This is a genomic window from Enterobacter sp. 61D5 (genome assembly GCF_034107965.1).
Taxonomy (GTDB): Bacteria; Pseudomonadota; Gammaproteobacteria; order Enterobacterales; family Enterobacteriaceae; genus Enterobacter; species Enterobacter cloacae_M.
The window spans coordinates 136,369-154,948 of sequence record NZ_JAWNFK010000008.1 but is presented as its reverse complement, the minus strand read 5'-3'; the positions used below and the strand labels follow the sequence as shown (position 1 = coordinate 154,948).

Sequence of the window (18,580 nt, the reverse complement as noted above, 5' to 3'; positions counted from 1 at the left end):
TTATTGGGGAGTATATGAAACGATATCTTATCGCCAGTGCAGCACTGCTAATGAGCGCCAGCGCGCTGGCCGACGAGTGCGACAAAGCGACCACCCAGCTTGAACTGAATACCTGTAGCGCGCAGCAGTACCAGGCTGCCGATAAAAAGCTCAACCAGACCTATCAGGCCGCCATCAAACGCGCGGCAGCCCCTCAGCGCGACCTGCTGAAAAAAGCGCAGCAGGCGTGGATTACCCTGCGCGATGCGGACTGCGCGTTTATCGGTTCGGGGACGGAAGGCGGGAGCGTCCAGCCAATGATTGTTAACCAGTGCCTGGCGGAAAAAACCGTGGAGCGAGAAGCGTTTCTGGCCTCGCTGATGCAGTGTGAAGAGGGCGACTTAAGCTGCCCTCTCCCGCCGGGCTGAGGGATCCCCACAAAATAATACCTGCACGGACGCCCCCCTCTCCCTTGAGGGAGAGGGCTGGGGTGAGGGGGAACATACAGCTCTGGTGGTCATTCCGTTCACTTTACGTTCCTTGCTACTTTGTAACGTCATAGCCTGTGAACGTACCAGGGTGGCTCAGTCGCCACCACCCTGGCAACCCGGGCTCCCGGCGGTAAATCGCCGCTTCGCGGTACCTTCGGCTAATTCCTTCCGGCTTTTCGGGGACGGGCGGAGGTAACATCCCTGTAAAGCCCGCCCTCTCGGCGCATCCATGCGCCTCGCCCCGGCCTGCAGGAAACGCCTCAGCGACTTACAGCCGGACCAGAGCGTCGCTGCGAGTAAATCATTTGGCTTTGAAAACCAGAATCGCTTCTGGTTAAAAAATTCCTGGAACTCCCTCTCCCGCCGGGGAACTAGCGCAGGCGGATCCCTTCGATAATCATCCGCTGCACGTTTTCCAGGGTGCTGTGGAAAAACGCCTCGTCCTGGAGCGTTTTACCGGTCACCGCCTCAACCTGGGCCGCAAAGTCAGCGTAATGCTGGGTGGAGGCCCAAATCATAAAGATCAGATGATGCGGGTCGACAGGGGCCAGTTTTCCGCTGGCGACCCATCCGGCAATAATGGCCGACTTATCGTCCACCAGCTGTTTTAAATCTCCGGTTAACTCCGCCTGCAGCAGCGGCGCGCCCTGCAGCATCTCAAGACAAAACAGTCGCGACGCCTGCGGGTAATCGCGCGACACCTCCAGCTTCAGGCGAATGTACTCTTTGATCGCCACCAGCGGGGCCAGCTCTGCGCGGAACGCTTTGAGGGGCGCCAGCCAGATATCGAGGATCTGCTGCATCACCGCGATATAGAGCGCCTCTTTCGACGGGTAGTAGTAAAGCAGATTGGTTTTGGATACGCCGGACTGCTCCGCCACCTGCTCCAGGCGCGTGCCGTGAATACCAAACTGCGAAAAAGTCTCCAGCGCCGCGCTGAGGATCGCCTGCTTCTTGGCGCTCACCGCCTGCGAACGTTTACCTGGTGTTTTCACTGCGCCTTGTGTCATTCCCGCTCTCCTTATTCTGCGTTGCCCTCAGCATAGCAAAACCCCCGTCTCGCCACGACATCCTGCACTCCGATCGCGCATGAATGCCTGTTTTCTGTGCAATTTTTTTGACCAGTTAGTCCACATTTAGCCGCATCAGTCCACCAACTTCTAATTAACACATTAATAACACTGCCATTTTCAAAACTGGCACTGCCTTTGCAAAAACACCGATACACCTGCGACGTAATGAAGAGAGGTTCGTGATGAAAATTGGCGTATTTATACCCATCGGCAACAACGGCTGGCTTATCTCGACCACTGCACCGCAATACATGCCGACCTTTGAGCTCAATAAAGCCATCGTGCAGAAAGCGGAACACTACCATTTCGACTTTGCGCTTTCGATGATCAAGCTGCGCGGCTTTGGCGGCAAAACCGAATTCTGGGACCACAACCTGGAGTCCTTTACCCTGATGGCCGGGCTGGCCGCGGTCACCTCGCGGATCCAAATCTACGCCACCGCCGCCACCCTCACCCTGCCCCCGGCAATCGTCGCGCGCATGGCCTCCACCATCGACTCGATCTCCGGCGGGCGCTTTGGCGTCAACCTGGTCACCGGCTGGCAAAAACCGGAGTACGAGCAGATGGGGCTCTGGCCGGGTGACGACTACTTTTCGCGTCGCTACGACTACCTGACCGAATACGTGCAGGTACTGCGCGATCTGTGGGGGACCGGCAAAAGCGATTTCAAGGGCGATTTCTTCACCATGAACGACTGCCGCGTCAGCCCGCAGCCGTCGGTGCCGATGAAGGTGATTTGCGCCGGTCAGAGCGACGCGGGGATGGAGTTTTCCGCGAAATACGCCGACTTCAACTTCTGCTTCGGTAAAGGCGTGAACACGCCAGCCGCCTTCGCCCCAACCGCCGCGCGCATGAAAGAGGCCGCCGACAGGACCGGACGCGACGTGGGCTCCTACGTGCTGTTTATGGTCATTGCCGACGAAACCGACGACGCCGCTCGCGCCAAATGGGAGCGCTATAAGGACGGTGCCGACGAGGAGGCTCTGAGCTGGCTGACCGAGCAGAGCCAGAAGGATACCCGTTCCGGGGCGGATACCAACGTGCGCCAGATGGCCGACCCGACCTCCGCCGTCAATATCAACATGGGCACGCTGGTCGGCTCATACGCCAGCGTCGCCAGAATGCTGGATGAAGTGGCGGCCGTGCCCGGTGCGGAAGGCGTTCTGCTGACCTTCGATGATTTCCTCACAGGCGTGGAGACCTTCGGCGAGCGCATCCAGCCGCTGATGCAGTGCCGCGCCCACATCCCTGCCGTCACGAAGGAGGTGGCGTAATGACGACCCTTAACGCACGCCCGGAAGCTATCACCTTCGCGCCCCAGCAGAGCGCGCTGATCGTGGTGGACATGCAAAACGCCTACGCCAGCCAGGGCGGTTATCTGGATCTGGCTGGGTTCGACGTCTCCGCCACCCGGCCGGTGATTGAGAACATTAAAACCGCCGTCGCCGCCGCGCGCGCCGCGGGCATGCTCATCATCTGGTTTCAGAACGGCTGGGATGACCAGTACGTCGAGGCCGGCGGCCCCGGCTCGCCCAATTTCCACAAGTCGAACGCCCTGAAAACCATGCGTAAACGGCCCGAACTGCAGGGCAAGCTGCTGGCGAAAGGCGGCTGGGACTATCAGCTGGTGGATGAGCTGGTACCGCAGGCGGGCGATATCGTCCTGCCCAAACCGCGCTACAGCGGCTTTTTCAACACGCCGCTCGACAGCCTGCTGCGCAGCCGGGGCATTCGCCATCTGGTGTTCACCGGGATCGCCACCAACGTCTGCGTGGAGTCGACCCTGCGCGACGGCTTTTTCCTCGAGTATTTTGGCGTGGTGCTGGAAGACGCGACCCATCAGGCCGGGCCGGAATTCGCACAGAAGGCGGCCCTGTTCAATATCGAAACCTTTTTTGGCTGGGTCAGTAACGTCGCCGCTTTCTGCGACGCCCTGAATCCCCCGCTCGCCCGTATCGCCTGAGGAGATGCCTGATGCCGAAATCCGTGATTATTCCGCCGGGTACCAGCACGCCGATTGCCCCGTTTGTTCCCGGCACCCTCGCCGACGGCGTGGTGTATGTCTCCGGCACGCTGCCGTTTGATAAAGACAACAACGTGGTGTTTATCAACGACCCAAAGGCGCAAACCCGCCACGTGCTGGAGACGATCAAAACCGTGATCGAAACGGCGGGTGGCACGATGGAGGATGTGACCTTCAACAGCATCTTTATCACCGACTGGAAAAACTACGCCGCGATTAACGAGATTTACGCCGAGTTCTTCCCCGGCGATAAACCGGCGCGGTTCTGCATTCAGTGCGGGCTGGTGAAGCCAGAGGCGCTGGTTGAAATCGCCACCGTTGCGCACATCGCGAAGTGAGGCAGGTATGAAACTTTCCGTCTCGCCGCCCCCGTACGAGGGCGCGCCCGTGGTGGTCTTTATTTCCGGTCTCGGCGGCAGCGGCAGCTACTGGCTGCCCCAGCTGGCCGCGCTGGAGCCAGAATATCAGGTGGTGTGCTATGACCAGCGGGGAACGGGCAATAACCCCGCCACCCTGCCGGAAGGCTACAGCCTTGCGCAGATGGCGGACGAGCTGGCCCAGGCGCTGGCTGAAGCCGGAATTGTCCGCTACAGCGTCGTGGGTCACGCGCTGGGGGCACTGGTCGGCCTGCAGCTGGCCCTCGACAGGCCCGACGCCCTCACCGCGCTGGTGTGCGTCAACGGCTGGTTGATCCTCAACGCCCACACCCGGCGCTGCTTTCAGATCCGCGAGCGCCTGCTGCATTACGGCGGCGCACAGGCGTGGGTCGAGGCGCAGCCGCTGTTTCTCTACCCGGCGGACTGGATGGCCGCCCGCGCGCCCCGAATGGAGGCCGAAGAAGCGCTGGCGCTGGCCCATTTCCAGGGCAAAACCAACCTGCTGCACAGGCTTAGCGCCCTGAAAAAGGCCGACTTCAGCCGCCATGCGGCGCGCATTCGCTGCCCGGTCCAGATCGTCTGTTCCGCCGACGACATGCTGGTGCCCGCTGTTTGTTCGTCTGAACTACAGGCGGCGATCCCACACAGCCAGAGCGTGGTGATGCGCCAGGGCGGGCATGCCTGCAACGTCACCGAGCCGGATACCTTCAACATCCTGCTGCTGAACGGGCTTGCCAGCCTGCTGCACAGCCCGGAACCCGCTTTATAAGGAGCTTTAATGAGCGAAGCCATTACCCCCGCCGCGCTGGAAACGCTGTTCACCGGCGCCCGCACCCATAACGGCTGGCAGGATATGCCCGTCAGCGACGAAACGCTGCGCGAAATCTACAACCTGATGAAATGGGGGCCCACGTCCGCCAACTGCTCCCCGGCGCGAATTGTGTTTGTGCGAAGCGCGGAGGGAAAAGAGAAGCTGCGCCCGGCGCTCTCCAGCGGCAACCTCGAGAAAACGCTCACCGCCCCGGTCACGGCGATTGTCGCCTGGGACGGTGAATTCTACGAGCGCCTGCCCGAGCTGTTCCCGCACGGCGATGCAAAGAGCTGGTTTACCACCAGCCCCGCGCATGCGGAAGAGACTGCCTTTCGCAACAGCTCAATGCAGGCCGCCTACCTGATTTTTGCCTGTCGCGCCCTGGGGATGGACACCGGCCCGATGTCGGGATTTGACCGCCAAAAGGTCGACGAAGCCTTTTTCACCGGCACGACGCTTAAAAGCAATCTGCTGATAAACATTGGCTATGGCGATACCCGCAAACTTTACGGGCGCCTGCCGCGCCTGACCTTCGACGATGCCTGCGGGCTGGCGTAAGGAGCGATGATGACAACACCGGATAAACAAACCTTTCGCGACGCCATGGCCTGCGTTGGCGCGGCGGTCAACATCATTACAACCGACGGCCCGGCGGGGATGGCAGGCTTCACCGCCAGCGCGGTGTGCAGCGTAACGGATTCACCGCCCACACTGCTGGTGTGCCTGAACCGCGGCGCGTCCGTCTGGCCGACGTTCAGCGAAAACCGCACGCTGTGCGTGAATACCCTGAGCGCCGGGCAGGAGCCGCTCTCAAACCTGTTTGGCGGCAAAACGCCGATGGCGGAACGCTTCGCCGCCGCCCGCTGGCAGACGGGCGACACGGGCTGTCCGCGCCTGGAAGATGCGCTGGCCTCGTTTGACTGCCGCATCAGCCAGGTGGTGAGCGTCGGCACCCACGACATTCTGTTTTGCGACATTATTTCGATTATTCGCCACCCCGCGCCGCAAGGGCTGGTGTGGTTTGACCGCGGCTACCACGCGCTTATGCGACCCGCCTGTTAACCCGCCTTAAGGAGACAGACCATGTTCGGATTTCCCCACTGGCAGTTGAAATCGACCTCCACAGAAGCAGGCGTGGTCGCGCCGGATGAACGTCTGCCGCTCGGGCAAACGATGGTGATGGGCGTCCAGCACGCGGTCGCCATGTTTGGCGCCACGGTGCTGATGCCGATGCTGATGGGACTCGATCCCAACCTGTCTATTCTGATGTCGGGTATCGGCACCCTGCTGTTCTTTTTCGTCACCGGCGGGCGCGTGCCCAGCTATCTGGGATCCAGCGCCGCCTTTGTCGGCGTGGTTATTGCCACCACCGGGTTTAACGGCCAGGGGATCAACCCCAACCTGAGCGTGGCTCTCGGCGGCATCATCGCCTGCGGTCTGGTGTACACCCTGATTGGTCTGGTGGTGATGAAAATCGGCACGCGCTGGATCGAGCGAATGATGCCCCCGGTCGTGACGGGCGCCGTGGTGATGGCGATAGGCCTCAACCTCGCGCCGATTGCGGTCAGGAGCGTCTCCGCCTCGCCGTTTGAAAGCTGGATGGCGGTGATCACCGTGCTGTGCATCGGCCTGGTGGCGGTGTTCACGCGGGGCATGATCCAGCGCCTGCTGATCCTGGTTGGGCTGATTGTCGCCTGTCTGGTCTACGCCCTGCTGGCCAACGTTTTCGGTCTGGGCAAGCCGGTTGACTTTACGCTGCTCCACCAGGCAGCCTGGTTCGGCCTGCCGAAGGTGACCTCGCCCTCCTTTAACACCCAGGCGATGATGCTTATCGCACCGGTGGCGGTGATCCTGGTGGCGGAAAACCTGGGCCACCTGAAGGCCGTGGCGGGGATGACCGGGCGCAGCATGGATCCGTACATGGGCCGCGCGTTCGTCGGTGACGGTCTGGCGACCATGCTCTCCGGCTCCGTAGGCGGCAGCGGCGTCACCACCTATGCTGAAAACATCGGCGTGATGGCGGTGACCAAGGTCTACTCGACGCTGGTCTTCGTGGCGGCGGCGGTGATGGCGATGCTGCTCGGCTTCTCACCGAAGTTCGGCGCGCTGATCCACACTATTCCGTCCCCGGTCATCGGCGGGGCATCGATTGTGGTGTTTGGGCTGATCGCCGTAGCCGGCGCGCGCATCTGGGTGCAGCATCGGGTCGATCTCAGCCAGAACGGCAACCTGATTATGGTGGCGGTCACGCTGGTGCTGGGCGCGGGTGATTTTGCCCTGACGCTGGGCGGCTTTACGATTGGTGGGATTGGCACGGCGACCTTCGGCGCGATCCTGCTTAACGCCCTGCTGAGCCGCCGGATGGCCGCTGCGCCGCAGGGCGCCGTAGTGCATCAGGATTCCTGATTTAACGCCGCGCTGTCATTTTCTGGCAGCGCGTTTTTCTTCCGTTTGAGCTTTAACTCGCTCACCAGCACCCCGGCGACAATAAATGCCGCGCCCACCAGCGCCAGAAGGGGCAAACGCTCACCTGCGATGCGTCCGAAAATCCCCGCCCAGACCGGTTCGCCGGTATAAATCACCGTCGCGCGGGTTGGCGATACGCTGCGCTGCGCCCAGTTCATGGTGACCTGAATAATGGCGCTGAAGATACCCAGCCCCAGTGCGACCACCACCAGGCCGGTGGACATCGGCGGCACGGATTCCCCTGCCGGAACCATCGTCGCAAACGCCACCAGCGACGCCGTGGCGAGCTGCACCACCGTCACCCGTTTAACGTCGACCTTGCCCGCCCAGGCGCTAATCAGAATAATTTCCGCCGCAATGGCAATCGCCCCAATCAGGGTGATGATTTCGCCCGGCCCCAGCGCAAGCAGGTTGTTTTCCGGCCCGGCCAGTAAGATCAGGCCGATAAACGCCAGCACGATGCCAATACAGGACATCAGCCCCGGCAGCCGCCCCAGGCACAGCCACTGCAGTAGCGGTACCAGCGGCACATACATGGCGGTGATAAACGCGGATTTACTGCTGGAGATGGTCTGCAATCCCCACGTCTGCAAGCTGTAGCCCATCGCTATCGCCACCCCAATTGCCACGCCGGCCTTAAGTTCTTTCAGCGTCAGTCCCCGCAGCGTTTTAAGCGAAATTAGCCCCACGGCAAGCGCCGCCGTCGCAAAGCGCAGACCAACAAAAAAGAACGGATCGCTGAGGGTCACCGCGTACTGAACGGCCAGAAACGTCCCGCCCCAGAACATGGTGATGAGAATGAGGATGGCTTCCTGCGGTTTAACGGAGAATTTGAAGCGTGAGACAGACATGCGGCACTCGCGGTTAAGATCAATTATCTAGTGTGCGTTGCCTTTGGTTACAGTTCAATGTTGCAGAAATAAAAAAAACCGCCGGGAGATCCCGGCGGCAGGGGTTCAACCTGGCGTGTTACTTACTGCTGCCGTGGCTATTTTTGCCCCCTTTCTTGCCAGCTTCAGATGCGCGTTGCGGGTCATTCTTGAAGTTGCCCCCGCTATGCTGGCCACCTTTACGGCCTGCTTCTGATGCTCTTTCACGGTCTTCTGCGAAATTACCTGAACCACCACGATGGTTTGCCATCTCTAACCTCCAGAATGTGAAACATTAGACATCATATTGCATTCAGTAAAAGAGGATTCTTTCACCTCGCAACACAAGGACAGTGCCTTTATCTGTGCCGCGTGAAACTAAGCTTAGTGGAATGCCGCTATCCGGCAAGCCGCAGGTAATATTCTGCAACATGAACTCACCCTTTCGGGTGAGATGACGCGACGGTGATTCATAAACCTTTCTTATCATTTCAAAAATCTGCTGCCAAAAAGTTGTTTCATTTTGCTACAACGCCTTTTGTAACCATATTGTTATAAATCAAAGAAATGCCGTTCATTTTTGCAGTCTGGCTGTGATGGCATATCTTTAAAAGAACGCAGCGATCCGCTGTCAGAAAAACCAACGAGGAGTGATGCAAAATGGCAAAAGTTCTGGTGCTCTATTATTCCATGTATGGACACATTGAAACCATGGCTCACGCGGTAGCAGAAGGTGCGAACAGGGTTGATGGCGTTGAGGTTGTGGTGAAACGCGTACCGGAAACCATGCAGGCGGAAGCCTTCCTGAAAGCCGGGGGTAAAACGCAAAACGCCCCGGTCGCCACCCCGCAGGAGCTGGCGGAGTATGATGCCATTATCTTCGGCACCCCGACCCGCTTCGGCAATATGTCGGGCCAGATGCGCACCTTCCTCGATCAAACCGGTGGACTTTGGGCATCCGGGGCGCTCTACGGCAAACTCGCCAGCGTATTCAGCTCTACCGGCACCGGCGGCGGTCAGGAGCAGACGATTACCTCAACCTGGACTACCCTTGCTCATCACGGGATGGTGATTGTGCCGATTGGCTACGGCGCCCAGGAGCTGTTTGACATTTCCCAGGTGCGCGGCGGTACGCCGTACGGCGCAACCACCATTGCCGGTGGGGATGGCTCACGTCAGCCAAGCAATGAAGAACTGTCTATCGCCCGCTATCAGGGTGAATACGTCGCGGGTCTGGCCAAAAAACTGAACGGCTAATACCCAACAGGAGGACAAGCATGCCAACTCAAGAATCCAAAGCTCACCACGTGGGCGAATGGGCAAGTTTACGCAACACCTCTCCGGAGATTGCCGAAGCTATCTTTGAAGTCGCGAAGTACGATGAAAAGCTGGCCGAGCAGATTTGGGAGGAAGGTAACGATGAGGTGCTGGTGCGCGCCTTCGAAAAAACGGATAAAGACTCGCTCTTCTGGGGCGAGCAAACCATCGAACGTAAAAACGTCTAAGCGTTTCCCCCCGCCGCAGCGGGGGTTCTCCTTTACTTCGCCGCGTTATTCATCACCGCATTGAATTTATCGACAGGACAGAAGCCGTTCGCATCCACCGGGCAGCCTTTCAACTCCAGCGTCACGCGCTGCGCGGGCGACTGCAGCGACAGCACGCTGGCGTTACGCAGCTGCTCTGAGCTCTGGTAGACATACTCAATTTTCATCAGCTCCTGGTTGGCATTTTTGTCATGCCAGCGCTGGAAGACAATCTTGCCGCCAATCGGGGTGCGCTCCTGCTGGTCATGCAGCTGATACGGTTTGAAATCCAGGGCCGTCAGCAGGGAAGCAATGTTCGAGTCATGCCCCACCAGCAGGGTGATTTTCGGCGCTTTTGCCTGTTCGGTGACCAGCGTTTTATCAATGTACTTCACCAGCGGCTTCGCCACGTTTTGCGCCACCTCGGTGGAGGTAAAGAGCGAATCCTGATAGCCGTTCTTCAGCTTCGACAGCACGCGCCACTGCTGGTCGGTTTTGATTTCACCCCAGGCCACCTGGTCGGCCGGGAAGCCTTCGTAATACTGCAGCGTGAACGCGTCCACCAGCGAGTTACCCACCTTCAGCGGCCCGGATACGCCAGGCTCTTTTTCATAGTCGGCGCTGAAGGTATCTTTCGCGTCCGCCAGCGAGCAGATCTTTTTCTCTTTGCAGGACGGGGAATCGGCGTAGTTCGTCATCTGCTCCAGCAGCTTATAGCTTTCGGTAAGCTGCATTTTCTGCCGCTCGGTCTCCATCGCCTTCAGCGCTTTTTCACGGAATTCCGGCGAGTTATCGGTAATCACCGGGTTAAAGGTCGGATCCATGGTGCCCATTTTTTCCTGATGATGCACGGGAACGTCACAGCCCGGGAACGCGCCGGTAATGAAGAACTGCGCGGTGGCGACGGTGCGCTGCAGGCTGTTGGCATAAGCGTAAACGCTATCCGCCGCAGGGCATTCTCCCGTCTTCACCATCCCCTGCTGCGCCAGCCACTCGCGCATGTAATGGCCCATATAGACTTCCAGCACGCCGCCCTTGGTGGTGAGCTGACCGCCCGGCACCTCCCACTCCGGCCACTGCTTCGGCGTGGACTGCTCCAGCACGCTGCCGTTATTGGCGAGCGGCGCGCGCAGGTTGTGACGACTCATGATTAAAACTTGCTCCAGCTGATACCCTTCCGGCGTCTCTTGCGCCTGCACGCCAAACGTTGCTGAAATGGAACCGGCGACTGCCAGCGCGAGTAGTGCTTTTCTCATCCCTAATTCCTCACTCGTTTTAAAATGTCGCCTTCAGTGTGACAGATTGGTGACAATTTTCCGGGAAGCATTTCTCAAACTGATGATTAACGTGCTTACTGTGTGCACCAATAAGTTTTATAATAAAACTACACCCCACCGGAGAATTGACCGTGAAACGTACCCGCCTCGAAGAAAGCACCTGCCCCGTCGCCCGTTCGCTGGATATCATCGGCGACTGGTGGTCGCTGCTGATCGTGCGCGACGCGCTGCGCGGGATTAAACGCTTTGGCGAGTTCCAGAAAAGCCTTGGTATCGCCAAAAACATGCTGACCACGCGGCTAAAACTGCTGGTCGACGAAGGCATCCTCCGGCTTCAGCCCGCGTCCGACGGCAGCGCCTGGCAGGAATACGTCCTGACCGAGAAAGGTCGCGCCCTGCAAACGGTGCTGGTTGCCCTCTCCCAGTGGGGCAATGAATTTTTGTTTGCGGATAACGAATGCGGCACCGTGCTGGTCGATACCGAACAGCGCAAGCCCCTGCGCAAGCTGGCGCTTATCGCCGATGATGGCCGCGAACTGACGCCTGAAGAGATCGTGGCGAAACTCCCCTCCTGATAGTTCCCGACGGCAAAAGCACAAAATGCTCGCAAATATGGTTGCATTATAAAACCAAATAGCAGAGAGTTTATTCAGTTTCATCTTGAAACCAAATAACCCACTTTGTCCTGAGGTAACACACGATGACTACGCAAATCACCACCGCCCTGATTACGGGCGCCTCTTCCGGAATTGGTGCCGTTTATGCCGATCGCCTTGCCGCGCGCGGCGCTAACCTGGTGCTGGTCGCCCGTCGCGAAGATCGCCTGAAGACCCTTGCCGCCGACCTTCGCGCGCGCTACGGCGTGGCCGTCGATATTCTGGTGGCCAATCTTACCGATGAACAGGGGATCCGCGCCGTGGAAGAGGAGCTGCGCAGCAATACCGCCATTGATACGCTCATTAACAACGCGGGCACCGCCCAGATGGCGCCGTTCCTCGCAGGCGATGTGGCGCAGCATCAGGCCATTAACACCCTGAACACCACGGCGCTGATGCGTCTGACCTACGCCATCCTGCCGCGCCTGGCGCAGAACAATCGCGGCACGCTGATCAATATCGCCTCGGTGTTAGCGCTGCACGTCCGTGCCGGTAGCGCGCTCTACAGCGCCACCAAGGCGTGGGTTCTGAGCTTTACCCGTGGGTTACAGGAAGAATTTGCCGACAGCAGCGTGCGCATTCAGGCCGTGCTGCCCGCCGCCACGGCGACGGAAATCTGGAGCCATTCGGGCGTCACGGTGAACGATCTGCCGGAAGGATCGGTGATGACCACCGACGATATGGTGGATGCATCGCTGGCGGGTCTGGATCAGGGTGAACCGATCACCATCCCGCCGATGCATGACGCTGGCCTGTGGGATCGCTACGAAGCGGCGCGTCTTGAGCTGTTCAACAGCGCGCGCACCGGCATTCCGGCACCGCGCTACGCAAAACAGTAGCCTAACGCTCAAGCTGGTCGCCGTACTCGCTCATCCAGGCGGCCAGCGGGGAGAGTGCGTCCTGCAGGGTTAACCCCAGCGCGGTGATTTGGTACTCCACACGCGGGGGGATCTCCGGGTAGACCGTCCGCGTCACCAGCCCGCGCTGCTCAAACAGGCGCAGCTGCTTCGTCAGCTCTTTCTGCGTGATGGGGGCAGCGGCCCGCAGCAGATCGCCAAAGCGTACGGGCGTGTTAAAGACAATCAGGCGGTAGAGAATGGGGATCGCCCATTTACCGGAAATCAGGTTAACAAACTGCGTCATCGGGCAGGTATACGCCTCAGATTTTTTTTCGCAGCACACCTCCAGCCTTTCTGCCATAGCACACCTCTTGCCTCGTTAGTATCCATTTGGTACCTGGTTTCCTTTCGATACTAACGTTTCTATAGTGCTTTCTCCAGTGACATTTCAGGAGAAGAACATGGGTCGTTTAACAGATAAATATACGCTGATTACCGGCGGCACCAGCGGCATCGGTCTTGCCACCGCGCAGGCGTTTATCGCCGAAGGCGCGCGCGTCGCCGTGACCGGACGCAACCCGGACACCCTCGCCGAAGCAAAACGTATTCTTGGCGATAAGGCCTGGGTAATCCCGACCGATGCGGGAGATATCGCCTCGCAAAAAGCGCTGGCGGAAACCCTCGCCGCCCGCTGGCCACGCCTCGACGCGGTGTTTCTCAACGCTGGCGACGTGACGCACGCGCCGCTGGAAGCCTGGCAGGAGGAGGCGTGGGACCGCCTGATGGGCATCAACCTGAAGGGGCCGTTCTTTTTAATTCAGGCGCTGCTGCCGCTGCTGAATAACCCGTCGTCGGTGATCCTCTGCGGCTCCGTGAGCGCGCGCATCGGCCTGCCGACCAGCAGCGTATATGCCGCGAGCAAGGCTGCCCTGCTGTCGCTGGCGCGCACGCTGTCGGCGGAGCTGCTGCCGCGCGGGATCCGCGTCAACGGCCTGAGCCCCGGTCCGGTGGAAACCCCGGCGTTTACGAAGACGGGCTTAAGCGATGAGGCGCTTAACGCGATGATGGCGGAGATCATCAAGCTGGTGCCGCTCGGCAGAATGGGCTCGACGACGGAGCTGGCAAAAGCCGCGCTCTATCTGGCGTCCGACGAGTCGAGCTACACGGTGGGAACGGAGCTGCTGGTGGACGGCGGAATGGGGAGTTTGTAACTCAAAAGGCGCTGATGCCGGTGATGATGCCGACATACAGCGCCGCCCATGCGCAGGCGGAAAGCAGGCTGACGGCGTAGACCCTGACTGCATTCAGCCTGAGCATGCCCGCCGCCAGCGGCACGATGTAGCGCAACACCGCCAGAAAACGCGACGTAAACAGCACGATGACACCGTTCTTTTGCAGCTGATGCTGTACCCGCAAGAACTTATCGGCATGCTTTGAGGTGAAACGCGTGACCAGCCGGGTGTGCCCCATCAGCTGGCCGATATGGTAGTTCAGCACCGAACCCGCCGTTGCCCCCAAAACTATGGCCAGCCACGCCAGCGCAGGATGCATGCTCGTCTGGCTAACGGTAATGCCCGCCAGCAGCATCACCGAGGCGGGCGGCAGCACGGAGGAGATCAGCACCGTCGATTTACTCAGCGCCATCACAAATAACAGCGCGAAAAGATGTGCCGGATACAGCGCAAAATGATTCAGCAGATTATCAAACCACGCCATTACCCTCTCCTTCGTTGATTATTTAATCCTCCATTAGAAATGAATTAACCTAAATAAACCCTCAACATTTTATTAATAAAAATCGTCTAAACCGTTCTTAAACATTATTGAATTTCCTGAGCGGTAAATTTTAATAAGCGTATTATTCCTCTCGTTTTACAACGATCTCGTTATGGCGAGGCTCCTGTACAAATACACGTTATCGCTCTGGTAGGTTCGAGAGAACCGACACAGGGTAAAACAGGCACTGTCGAATCAAGGCTTTGTCAGTATAACTTCCCTCGCGGGATACGGTGTACAGTGCTGAACCCAGGACGTGGGGATCTCCTCTTCGACATGCCCTGTCTTGCTCGCCCCTGAGAGATGTTATTATTCAAAGGGAATTCACTATGTCTTACGCTATTCACAACCAGAATCTGGCATTCAATGACAGCGCCATCGCGCAATATATGAATACCGATTTCATTGTCCTCGATATTTCATTATGCGTGGCGCTGGCGCGCGAGCAATTCTTCGAAAAATTAAAAGACGACGATATTCCGTCTCATATTTTTATTGAAGACAGTGGCCGCCTGGCGGGCATGATTGCCGTGCGCAAATTGCTGCAAACCGCCGATACGGTACAGCCGGTGAAATCGCTGATGATTTCGCAGTTTTTGCAGGTCAAACCGGAGGATGAACGTGCCGACGTTGCCGGACTGCTGGCGCACGGCGGCGCGGATGTGGTGCCCGTGGTCACCCACGGCAAGCTCGTCGGCTGCCTGACCGAGCGCGAAATCGCCCATCTGCTGGAAGATGACGTCACCGAAGACGCCCAGCTTCAGGGGGCGACGCTGCCGCTGGAGAAGCCCTATCTGGACACCAGCCCGTATAGCCTGTGGAAGAAACGCTCCGTCTGGCTGCTGCTGCTGTTTGTCGCGGAGGCCTACACCAGCTCGGTGATCCAGCATTTTGAAGAGGCGCTGGAGTCCGCCATCGCGCTGGCGTTCTTTATTCCGCTGCTGATCGGCACGGGCGGCAACAGCGGGACGCAGATCACCTCCACCCTGGTGCGCGCCATGGCGCTGGGGGAAGTTCGTCTGCGCGACGTCGGACGCGTGCTGCGTAAAGAGATGACCACCTCGCTGATGATTGCCGCCACGCTCGGTATCGCCGGGTGCATTCGCGCCTGGATGATGGGGATTGGGCTGGAAATCACGCTTATCGTCAGCCTGACGCTGGTGTGCATAACGCTCTGGAGTGCGATCGTGTCGTCCGTCATTCCGATGGTGCTCAAGCGCTGCGGCATTGACCCGGCGGTCGTCTCCGCGCCGTTTATCGCGACGCTTATCGACGGCACCGGTCTGATTATCTACTTCAAGATTGCGCAATATACGCTGGGGCTGGAGTAATCTTGCGAGCACCTCTTTCCTGTGATTGAGGTGCTCACTGTGCTACACGTCACCCAGCTGATGCGCAATCTCGCGCAGCTGCTGGGCCAGCGCCTGGAGGTTTTTTCCCTTATCCCCTTTCGGCCCGGTAGACTGTCGCACCACCAGACGAGCAGGTAAAATCGAGGACATGCGCAGGGCACTCTCTTCGCCGCTGTCCAGAATGCGGCGCACCGCCTCTTTACCCTGCAGATCTAAATCCAGTGAGACCGTCGTCAGCGCCGGGTAGAAGAACGAGCTTTCGTAGGTATCATCGTAGCCAATCACCGACTTCTCGCCCGGAATAGAAATCTGCTGCTGGTGGAAGGCGCTCAGTACGCCCAGCGCCATCTGGTCGTTGGCCACCAGCACGGCGGAAAACTGCGGCGTTTCGCGCAGCATCTGCAGCGCGCCGGCATACCCGCTCTGCGCATCCCAGTTGCCGCGGATCAGCGAGGCGGGCTCCAGCCCGTAACCCTTCAGGGTTTCGATCCAACTTTTTAGCCTCAACTGTGCCGACACAGAGGACTCCGGCCCCGCCAGCAGGGCGATGTCGCGATGGCCCAGCTCGTAAAGGTATTTAACGCTGGCGCGGGTCCCGTCCGCCGGGTTAAACGAAACGTTAAACACGGAACTGTACGGGTCGACGTCCAGGAAAAGACAGACGATATCGTCGTTTTCGGTGGCGATTTTCTGCGCCTCTTCGGCCTCCAGCGGCACGTTAATGATCACCTTGCTCACCAGCTGAGACTTCAGCTCGTTGATAGAATCCTGAATGCTTTGGTTGACGTTCTCATCGATCATCGAGATCAGCACCTGGTATCCCTCCACGTTCGCATAGCGTTTTACCGCTGCGGCCACCTGGGAAGGCGCGTGCAGAGCCAGTGAAATAGTCACCAGCCCGACGGTCTGACTCTGCTTGCCGACCAGCTGCTGGGCCAGGCGATTCGGCACATACCGCAATAACGCTATGGATTTCTCCACCTTGTGACGCGTGGCTTCGGATACATTGGCAGATTTATTCAGCACCCTGGACACGGTCTGATAGGAGACGCCCGCGTGGCGTGCGACGTCCTCTAACGTTGCGCTTTTCGACTTCATGGTCCGGTTCCTTATGTTGTTATGCGCTGATTGTAACAGGGGCGCTGATAAAAAACGCTTACCACCCTCACCTCGCGAGCAAAATGCACAAAAAAAGTATGACGCTCACAATGACACAACTTGTGGAGCAGCTCATCACTCGTAACAAAATAGTCTATTTTATTTGCAGTTAATCACACATTTAGGATCGTGTAATTGCCAGAAAACAGGTTTAGGCATTTTATGACAGCGGATTTGTGAACGTATTACAAAACAATAAGAGGGTAACAATGAACACGACGATCCGCTCTGTATCCGTTGCGCTGGCTGCCGCGTTAGCGTCTCCATCGCTGTTTGCCGCGTCTTCGGTACCGATTGATTTTCATGGCTATCTTCGCTCCGGCGTGGGCGTCTCACGGGATGGTGGGATGGAGGAGTGGCAGAAGAACAAAATTGGCCGTCTGGGTAACGAAGCCGATACCTACGGCGAGCTGGAACTGGGCTCTGAGGTCTACAAAAAGAACGACGTAAGCTTTTATCTCGACAGCATGGTGAGCATGGTGTCTGACGGTTCAAACGATAACGAAACCACCTTTGGCGACGATGCCCAGTTTGGCCTGCGTCAGCTGAACCTGCAGATCAAGGGGCTAATTCCGGGCGATCCCAACGCGGTTATCTGGGGTGGGAAGCGCTATTACCAGCGCCACGACCTGCACATCATCGACACCAAATACTGGAATATCTCGGGATCCGGTGCAGGTATTGAGAACTATACGCTCGGCCCCGGTGCGGTCTCCGTGGCGTGGATCCGCGGCGATGCCAACGACGTGGACTACCGCGTTGACGGTGATAACGACGTAAACATCAACTATATCGATCTTCGCTATGCGGGCTGGAAACCGTGGGCGGGCGCATGGACAGAAGTGGGCATCGACTACGCCATGCCAAACCCGACCAACAAACAGAAAGAGTACGGCGGCCTGTACGAGGCCGACAACGGCGTGATGGTGACCGGCGAGATCAGCCAGGACATGCTGGGCGGATACAACAAGCTGGTGCTGCAGTACGCTAATAAAGGCCTGGCGCAGAACATGGTGTCCCAGGGGGGCGGCTGGTACGACATGTGGAACTATGTGAACGATGCCAGCGGCTACCGCGTGATTAACACCGGCTTAATTCCCATTACCGACAAGCTCTCTTTCAACCACGTGTTGACCTGGGGTTCGGCGGACGATACTACGCAATATACCGATAAATCGCGCCTGATTTCACTTGTCGGCCGCGCGCAGTACCAGTTTACCGAGTATGTCCGCCTGATTGGCGAAGTGGGTGGTTTCTACCAGAAAGACACCTACACCGACGGGTCTGACTACAAGCAGAGCGGCGAGAAATACACCATTGCCCTGGGGCTGGCCGATGGCCCTGACTTTATGTCGCGTCCGGAACTGCGCGTGTTTGCTTCTTACCTGAATGATTCCGAAAAAGGGAAATCCTTCGAGGACGGCACCGCGAATAATACCTGGAACTTTGGCGTGCAGGTCGAAGCCTGGTGGTAAGCCTTCATTTTTAAAATGCGTTAATCGTTATTGTATCTCCAGCTAATTGCAGCGTATATCTCTGCTCAGGGATAGCCATTATTTTGGCTATCCCTTTTTTATATTTACTGATTAAAGTGTTCATCTAATAGCTGACGTAAGGCATCAGACTGCCTGCCAAATATGGCGTGCACCTGCTGACCGATAATAATTACGCCCAGCGCCCCTTCATTCTGTAGCGCCTGTGAATCGATCTTATTTAAATCTTTAACCGTCACGCGCAGGCGGGTAATACAGGCTTCGACGTGTTCAATATTATCGTCGCCGCCAAACGCGGGAATTAAACGCTGGGTAATTTGACTGTCCATAATACGCCTCATTCTATGCAGATAAAAAAATGCCTGCTCGTGGAGCAGGCTCTTTGCCATGGTGCCCGGACGGTGCGGTCTGATGGCC

At 58.1% G+C, this 18,580-nt stretch carries 23 protein-coding genes and 1 riboswitch; of the genes, 15 read left to right on the top strand and 8 right to left on the bottom strand.

Translation table 11 applies throughout. The features are described from left to right. Positions 1–14: 14 nt before the first annotated feature. Entirely contained in the window at positions 15–407 is a 393-nt protein-coding gene (locus UTM25_RS09680) for a lysozyme inhibitor LprI family protein (protein ID WP_194400042.1), read from the top strand. 434 nt (positions 408–841) lie between these two features. Here UTM25_RS09680 and rutR read toward each other — a convergent pair whose 3' ends face one another. After that, a complete protein-coding gene (gene rutR / locus UTM25_RS09675) occupies positions 842–1,480 on the bottom strand; it encodes an HTH-type transcriptional regulator RutR (RefSeq protein WP_029742089.1) in 639 nt (212 codons plus the stop codon). A gap of 245 nt (positions 1,481–1,725) precedes the next feature. On the opposite strand from rutR, the gene rutA reads away from it, so the two are divergent. From rutA to rutG, 7 genes are read left to right on the top strand one after another with little or no spacing between them, the layout of a single operon-like run. Further along, the gene (gene rutA / locus UTM25_RS09670) at positions 1,726–2,817 is read left to right on the top strand and encodes a pyrimidine utilization protein A (RefSeq protein WP_194400041.1); all 1,092 of its coding nucleotides are present in this window, start codon (positions 1,726–1,728) and stop codon (positions 2,815–2,817) included. Further along, complete coding sequence (gene rutB / locus UTM25_RS09665) at positions 2,817–3,506, top strand: pyrimidine utilization protein B (RefSeq protein ID WP_194400040.1); 690 nt, start codon at positions 2,817–2,819, stop codon at positions 3,504–3,506. Before rutA ends, rutB begins: the two co-directional genes overlap by 1 nt. Before the next feature lie 11 nt (positions 3,507–3,517). After that, complete coding sequence (rutC, locus tag UTM25_RS09660) at positions 3,518–3,904, top strand: pyrimidine utilization protein C (protein WP_010429508.1); 387 nt, start codon at positions 3,518–3,520, stop codon at positions 3,902–3,904. A 7-nt stretch (positions 3,905–3,911) separates the two neighbouring features. Then, on the top strand, positions 3,912–4,712 hold the full coding sequence (rutD, locus tag UTM25_RS09655; RefSeq protein ID WP_194400039.1) for a pyrimidine utilization protein D: 801 nt from the start codon (positions 3,912–3,914) through the stop codon (positions 4,710–4,712). A 9-nt stretch (positions 4,713–4,721) separates the two neighbouring features. Further along, complete coding sequence (locus tag UTM25_RS09650; RefSeq protein ID WP_194400038.1) at positions 4,722–5,312, top strand: malonic semialdehyde reductase; 591 nt, start codon at positions 4,722–4,724, stop codon at positions 5,310–5,312. Positions 5,313–5,321: 9 nt separating this feature from the next. Further along, positions 5,322–5,816, top strand: coding sequence for an NADH-dependent FMN reductase RutF (gene rutF / locus UTM25_RS09645; RefSeq protein ID WP_023311082.1), 495 nt, complete (start codon positions 5,322–5,324; stop codon positions 5,814–5,816). Between the two features lie 21 nt (positions 5,817–5,837). Next, positions 5,838–7,160 (top strand): pyrimidine utilization transport protein G, encoded by a 1,323-nt coding sequence (gene rutG, locus UTM25_RS09640; protein ID WP_194400037.1) that lies wholly within the window; start codon positions 5,838–5,840, stop codon positions 7,158–7,160. Here the strand turns inward: rutG and UTM25_RS09635 are convergent. Together UTM25_RS09635 and UTM25_RS09630 are read right to left on the bottom strand one after the other, a co-directional pair. Next, positions 7,148–8,071 carry a DMT family transporter gene (locus UTM25_RS09635; protein WP_063439637.1) on the bottom strand — a complete coding sequence of 308 codons (924 nt, stop codon included), beginning with the start codon at positions 8,069–8,071 and terminating at the stop codon, positions 7,148–7,150. The two genes, rutG and UTM25_RS09635, sit on opposite strands and share 13 nt — an antisense overlap. A 118-nt stretch (positions 8,072–8,189) precedes the next feature. Further along, positions 8,190–8,360, bottom strand: a complete 171-nt coding sequence (locus UTM25_RS09630) for a general stress protein (protein WP_023311077.1) — start codon at positions 8,358–8,360, stop codon at positions 8,190–8,192. Between the two features lie 389 nt (positions 8,361–8,749). Here UTM25_RS09630 and wrbA point away from each other — a divergent pair, with 389 nt between their 5' ends. Together wrbA and UTM25_RS09620 are read left to right on the top strand one after the other, a co-directional pair. After that, positions 8,750–9,346, top strand: a complete 597-nt coding sequence (gene wrbA / locus UTM25_RS09625; protein ID WP_194400036.1) for an NAD(P)H:quinone oxidoreductase — start codon at positions 8,750–8,752, stop codon at positions 9,344–9,346. Positions 9,347–9,366: 20 nt separating this feature from the next. Beyond that, the gene (locus UTM25_RS09620; RefSeq protein ID WP_008499832.1) at positions 9,367–9,594 is read left to right on the top strand and encodes a YccJ family protein; all 228 of its coding nucleotides are present in this window, start codon (positions 9,367–9,369) and stop codon (positions 9,592–9,594) included. A gap of 32 nt (positions 9,595–9,626) precedes the next feature. Here UTM25_RS09620 and agp read toward each other — a convergent pair whose 3' ends face one another. Continuing rightward, a complete protein-coding gene (gene agp / locus UTM25_RS09615; RefSeq protein ID WP_194400035.1) occupies positions 9,627–10,868 on the bottom strand; it encodes a bifunctional glucose-1-phosphatase/inositol phosphatase in 1,242 nt (413 codons plus the stop codon). A 152-nt stretch (positions 10,869–11,020) separates the two neighbouring features. On the opposite strand from agp, the gene UTM25_RS09610 reads away from it, so the two are divergent. Next, positions 11,021–11,464: a winged helix-turn-helix transcriptional regulator gene (locus UTM25_RS09610; protein WP_023311074.1), complete on the top strand. Its 444-nt coding sequence runs from the start codon at positions 11,021–11,023 to the stop codon at positions 11,462–11,464. Positions 11,465–11,589: 125 nt separating this feature from the next. Further along, complete coding sequence (locus UTM25_RS09605) at positions 11,590–12,384, top strand: SDR family NAD(P)-dependent oxidoreductase (RefSeq protein ID WP_194400034.1); 795 nt, start codon at positions 11,590–11,592, stop codon at positions 12,382–12,384. 1 nt (position 12,385) lies between these two features. Here the strand turns inward: UTM25_RS09605 and UTM25_RS09600 are convergent, their stop codons facing one another. After that, on the bottom strand, positions 12,386–12,745 hold the full coding sequence (locus UTM25_RS09600; protein ID WP_194400033.1) for a winged helix-turn-helix transcriptional regulator: 360 nt from the start codon (positions 12,743–12,745) through the stop codon (positions 12,386–12,388). Positions 12,746–12,845: 100 nt separating this feature from the next. Between UTM25_RS09600 and UTM25_RS09595 the strand changes: the two genes are divergently transcribed. Next, a complete protein-coding gene (locus UTM25_RS09595; RefSeq protein ID WP_194400032.1) occupies positions 12,846–13,595 on the top strand; it encodes an SDR family oxidoreductase in 750 nt (249 codons plus the stop codon). A gap of 1 nt (position 13,596) precedes the next feature. Here the strand turns inward: UTM25_RS09595 and UTM25_RS09590 are convergent, their stop codons facing one another. Continuing rightward, entirely contained in the window at positions 13,597–14,100 is a 504-nt protein-coding gene (locus UTM25_RS09590) for a DedA family protein (protein ID WP_032658101.1), read from the bottom strand. A 159-nt stretch (positions 14,101–14,259) separates the two neighbouring features. Continuing rightward, a riboswitch (M-box (ykoK) riboswitch) is annotated at positions 14,260–14,429 on the top strand. Positions 14,430–14,489: 60 nt separating this feature from the next. Here UTM25_RS09590 and UTM25_RS09585 point away from each other — a divergent pair. Further along, on the top strand, positions 14,490–15,491 hold the full coding sequence (locus tag UTM25_RS09585; RefSeq protein WP_058840856.1) for a magnesium transporter: 1,002 nt from the start codon (positions 14,490–14,492) through the stop codon (positions 15,489–15,491). Positions 15,492–15,533: 42 nt separating this feature from the next. On the opposite strand, the gene UTM25_RS09580 is transcribed toward UTM25_RS09585, so the two are convergent. Further along, the gene (locus UTM25_RS09580) at positions 15,534–16,610 is read right to left on the bottom strand and encodes a LacI family DNA-binding transcriptional regulator (protein ID WP_194400031.1); all 1,077 of its coding nucleotides are present in this window, start codon (positions 16,608–16,610) and stop codon (positions 15,534–15,536) included. A gap of 269 nt (positions 16,611–16,879) precedes the next feature. Between UTM25_RS09580 and UTM25_RS09575 the strand changes: the two genes are divergently transcribed. Then, entirely contained in the window at positions 16,880–18,145 is a 1,266-nt protein-coding gene (locus UTM25_RS09575; RefSeq protein ID WP_063955750.1) for a maltoporin, read from the top strand. Positions 18,146–18,249: 104 nt separating this feature from the next. On the opposite strand, the gene UTM25_RS09570 is transcribed toward UTM25_RS09575, so the two are convergent. Beyond that, entirely contained in the window at positions 18,250–18,492 is a 243-nt protein-coding gene (locus tag UTM25_RS09570) for a PTS transporter subunit EIIB (RefSeq protein WP_194400030.1), read from the bottom strand. Positions 18,493–18,580: the final 88 nt, after the last annotated feature.

What these genes read in the sequence shown, in the direction of transcription:
- UTM25_RS09680 (WP_194400042.1), top strand. Translation starts at nt 15, where the DNA reads ATGAAACGATATCTTATCGCCAGTGCAGCACTGCTAATGAGCGCCAGC.
- rutR (WP_029742089.1), bottom strand. Translation starts at nt 1,480, where the DNA reads ATGACACAAGGCGCAGTGAAAACACCAGGTAAACGTTCGCAGGCGGTG.
- rutA (WP_194400041.1), top strand. Translation starts at nt 1,726, where the DNA reads ATGAAAATTGGCGTATTTATACCCATCGGCAACAACGGCTGGCTTATC.
- rutB (WP_194400040.1), top strand. Translation starts at nt 2,817, where the DNA reads ATGACGACCCTTAACGCACGCCCGGAAGCTATCACCTTCGCGCCCCAG.
- rutC (WP_010429508.1), top strand. Translation starts at nt 3,518, where the DNA reads ATGCCGAAATCCGTGATTATTCCGCCGGGTACCAGCACGCCGATTGCC.
- rutD (WP_194400039.1), top strand. Translation starts at nt 3,912, where the DNA reads ATGAAACTTTCCGTCTCGCCGCCCCCGTACGAGGGCGCGCCCGTGGTG.
- UTM25_RS09650 (WP_194400038.1), top strand. Translation starts at nt 4,722, where the DNA reads ATGAGCGAAGCCATTACCCCCGCCGCGCTGGAAACGCTGTTCACCGGC.
- rutF (WP_023311082.1), top strand. Translation starts at nt 5,322, where the DNA reads ATGACAACACCGGATAAACAAACCTTTCGCGACGCCATGGCCTGCGTT.
- rutG (WP_194400037.1), top strand. Translation starts at nt 5,838, where the DNA reads ATGTTCGGATTTCCCCACTGGCAGTTGAAATCGACCTCCACAGAAGCA.
- UTM25_RS09635 (WP_063439637.1), bottom strand. Translation starts at nt 8,071, where the DNA reads ATGTCTGTCTCACGCTTCAAATTCTCCGTTAAACCGCAGGAAGCCATC.
- UTM25_RS09630 (WP_023311077.1), bottom strand. Translation starts at nt 8,360, where the DNA reads ATGGCAAACCATCGTGGTGGTTCAGGTAATTTCGCAGAAGACCGTGAA.
- wrbA (WP_194400036.1), top strand. Translation starts at nt 8,750, where the DNA reads ATGGCAAAAGTTCTGGTGCTCTATTATTCCATGTATGGACACATTGAA.
- UTM25_RS09620 (WP_008499832.1), top strand. Translation starts at nt 9,367, where the DNA reads ATGCCAACTCAAGAATCCAAAGCTCACCACGTGGGCGAATGGGCAAGT.
- agp (WP_194400035.1), bottom strand. Translation starts at nt 10,868, where the DNA reads ATGAGAAAAGCACTACTCGCGCTGGCAGTCGCCGGTTCCATTTCAGCA.
- UTM25_RS09605 (WP_194400034.1), top strand. Translation starts at nt 11,590, where the DNA reads ATGACTACGCAAATCACCACCGCCCTGATTACGGGCGCCTCTTCCGGA.
- UTM25_RS09600 (WP_194400033.1), bottom strand. Translation starts at nt 12,745, where the DNA reads ATGGCAGAAAGGCTGGAGGTGTGCTGCGAAAAAAAATCTGAGGCGTAT.
- UTM25_RS09595 (WP_194400032.1), top strand. Translation starts at nt 12,846, where the DNA reads ATGGGTCGTTTAACAGATAAATATACGCTGATTACCGGCGGCACCAGC.
- UTM25_RS09590 (WP_032658101.1), bottom strand. Translation starts at nt 14,100, where the DNA reads ATGGCGTGGTTTGATAATCTGCTGAATCATTTTGCGCTGTATCCGGCA.
- UTM25_RS09585 (WP_058840856.1), top strand. Translation starts at nt 14,490, where the DNA reads ATGTCTTACGCTATTCACAACCAGAATCTGGCATTCAATGACAGCGCC.
- UTM25_RS09580 (WP_194400031.1), bottom strand. Translation starts at nt 16,610, where the DNA reads ATGAAGTCGAAAAGCGCAACGTTAGAGGACGTCGCACGCCACGCGGGC.
- UTM25_RS09575 (WP_063955750.1), top strand. Translation starts at nt 16,880, where the DNA reads ATGAACACGACGATCCGCTCTGTATCCGTTGCGCTGGCTGCCGCGTTA.
- UTM25_RS09570 (WP_194400030.1), bottom strand. Translation starts at nt 18,492, where the DNA reads ATGGACAGTCAAATTACCCAGCGTTTAATTCCCGCGTTTGGCGGCGAC.